The 1,022-nt window shown below is 61.6% G+C and carries 1 pseudogene; it reads right to left on the reverse strand.

Annotated elements, in window-relative coordinates:
* Window positions 1-1,022: pseudogene (locus BMY98_RS26580) on the reverse strand (RHS repeat-associated core domain-containing protein); the annotation flags it as partial.

A 1,022-nucleotide genomic window follows, 5' to 3' on the forward strand; every position in this document is an offset into this window, starting at 1 on the left:
AGACGATCGAAGAGATCCCAGTGCAGTTCGCTGCGCAGGCCATTGGTCCAGCGCTCGGTCAGGTTGCCGCGTTCGTCGTATTCGTAGTGGCCGCCTGCGTAGTCGCGCAGGAGGTTGTCCACGAGTTTGTTTTGAGTCGGTTTGGGGTCTAGTGGGCGGCGGACCGGCGCGGCGGTTTCGTTGAGCAGGTTGCTTGCAGGGTCGAAGGCGAAGGTTTCGGTGCCGAGGCGACTGGTGGCGCTTAGCAGGCGGCTTACCGGGTCGTAGCGATAGGAGAGCGGGCCGCGACGGCTGTCGTTGATGTCGGTGAGCTGGCCGGCGGCATCGTAGGTGTAGGCGCGTTTGATGAGCGTGGTTTTATCGTCTGCTCGGCCCAGTAGTTGTTCTTGGAGGCGTCCCGCCGGGTCCCATTGCTGGGTTTGCAGCAGGTTATTGCCTTGGTGCCGGCTGATCTCGCGGTGGAGGTCGTCGCGCTCGTAGCTGAGCAGTTCATGCTCGTCGAGCTTCAGGCCGAGCAGATGACCACTGCCATAGGTCAGCCAACTGACGCAGTGGCCGTCCGGGCGAATGGTCGCGACGCGGTTGTTGAGCGCGTCGTACTCATGCTGCCAGACGGCAACCAGCGGTTTATCCAGGTTTAAATAATGCTGATGCTCGCGCAGCAAGTTGCCAGCCAAGTCGTGGAACCACTGCAAGCGGCTGACGGCGTTGGTCGCCATGACCAGATGGCCATTGCCGTCGTAGGCAAAGGTTTCGCTCTGGGACTTTTCGCCGAGGGTGGCGCGGCGTTCGGTCAGGCGGCCCATCGGGTCGAATGTCAGCGCAATGCTGCGTTGGCCGTTGAGGGTTTCGGCAAGACGCCCGGTTTCCGGATCGTACTGATAGTGAGTCGAGCGATTGTCGAAGCCGCGCTCTTCCAGCAGGCGCCCAACCGGGTCGTAGTGAAAGTGGGCGCGGCGTTCGTTTTCGTTTTCCAGCGAAACGAGGCGGCCTAACTTGTCCCAGCGGTAACGCAGGGTTTG

Source organism: Pseudomonas graminis (assembly GCF_900111735.1).
Classification (GTDB): domain Bacteria; phylum Pseudomonadota; class Gammaproteobacteria; order Pseudomonadales; family Pseudomonadaceae; genus Aquipseudomonas; species Aquipseudomonas graminis.